This window comes from Limosilactobacillus caecicola, from assembly GCF_943192935.1.
GTDB lineage: Bacteria > Bacillota > Bacilli > Lactobacillales > Lactobacillaceae > Limosilactobacillus > Limosilactobacillus caecicola.
The window spans coordinates 1-1,544 of the sequence record NZ_CALPCI010000009.1; the positions used below are offsets into that span (position 1 = coordinate 1).

At 49.3% G+C, this 1,544-nt stretch carries 1 rRNA gene; it reads right to left on the minus strand.

Features of this window, described 5'->3' with window-relative positions:
* Nucleotides 1-1,416 (minus strand): 23S ribosomal RNA (locus tag NFR43_RS08470); the annotation flags it as partial.
* Between the last annotated feature and the right edge of the window lie 128 nt (nt 1,417-1,544).

Consider the following 1,544-nt stretch of genomic DNA (forward strand, 5'->3'; position numbering starts at 1 on the left):
CTACGCCTCTCGGCCTCGCCTTAGGTCCCGACTTACCCTGGGTGGACGAGCCTTCCCCAGGAAACCTTAGTCATTCGGTGGACAGGATTCTCACCTGTCTTTCGCTACTCATACCGGCATTCTCACTTCTAAGCGCTCCACCAGTCCTCACGGTCTGACTTCGCCGCCCTTAGAACGCTCTCCTATCACGTGCACGTAGTGCACATCCACAGTTTCGGTAATATGCTTAGCCCCGGTACATTTTCGGCGCAGGATCACTCGACTAGTGAGCTATTACGCACTCTTTAAATGGTGGCTGCTTCTGAGCCAACATCCTAGTTGTCTATGCAACTCCACATCCTTTTCCACTTAGCATATATTTAGGGACCTTAACTGGTGATCTGGGCTGTTCCCCTTTCGACGGTGGATCTTATCACTCATCGTCTGACTCCCGGACATAAATCAATGGCATTCGGAGTTTATCTGAAATTAGTAACCCATGACGGGCCCCTCGTCCAAACAGTGCTCTACCTCCAAGATTCTATATTCCGAGGCTCCCCCTAAAGAGATTTCGGAGAGAACCAGCTATCTCCAAGTTCGTTTGGAATTTCACCGCTACCCACAGTTCATCCCAGCCATTTTCAACTGACACGGGTTCGGACCTCCAGTGCGTTTTACCGCACCTTCATCCTGACCATGGGTAGGTCACCTGGTTTCGGGTACATAACTGCGTACTTCGTACGCCCATTTCAGACTCGCTTTCGCTACGGCTCCGGTTTTTCCACCTTAACCTTGCACGCAATCATGACTCGCCGGTTCATTCTGCAAGAGGCACGCCGTCACCCATTAACGGGCTCCGACAGCTTGTAGGCACATGGTTTCAGGAACTATTTCACTCCCCTCCCGGGGTGCTTTTCACCTTTCCCTCACGGTACTGGTTCACTATCGGTCACTAGGGAGTATTTAGCCTTGCGAGATGGTCCTCGCGGTTTCCGACGGGGTTTCACGTGTCCCGCCGTACTCAGGATCCTGAACGGAGAACGTAACGTTTCAACTACTGGACTCTCACCATCTCTGGTACAGTTTCCCAACTGTTTCGTCTACGTTGCGTTTTGGTAACTCCAATGTTCAGTCCTACAACCCCAACGAGCAAGCTCGTTGGTTTGGGCTCTTTCCGTTTCGCTCGCCGCTACTCAGGAAATCGATGTTTCTTTCTCTTCCTGCAGCTACTTAGATGTTTCAGTTCACTGCGTCTACCGCTTGCCAACTATGAATTCATTGGTCAAGCAAGCACCGACTAAGGTGCTTAGGTTTCCCCATTCGGAAATCTCCGGATCAAAGCGTACTTACCGCTCCCCGAAGCATATCGGTGTTAGTCCCGTCCTTCATCGGCTCCTAGTACCAAGGCATTCACCATGCGCCCTTCATAACTTAACCTAGAATGATCTTCGATCATTTAAGTTAATTGAGTTAGCGATTTTTCGTTAAACAACTCAAATAACGCGGTGTTCTCGGTTTTCTTGATTAATTAGAAAATAGAATATTATTTAGTTTTCAAAGTACAA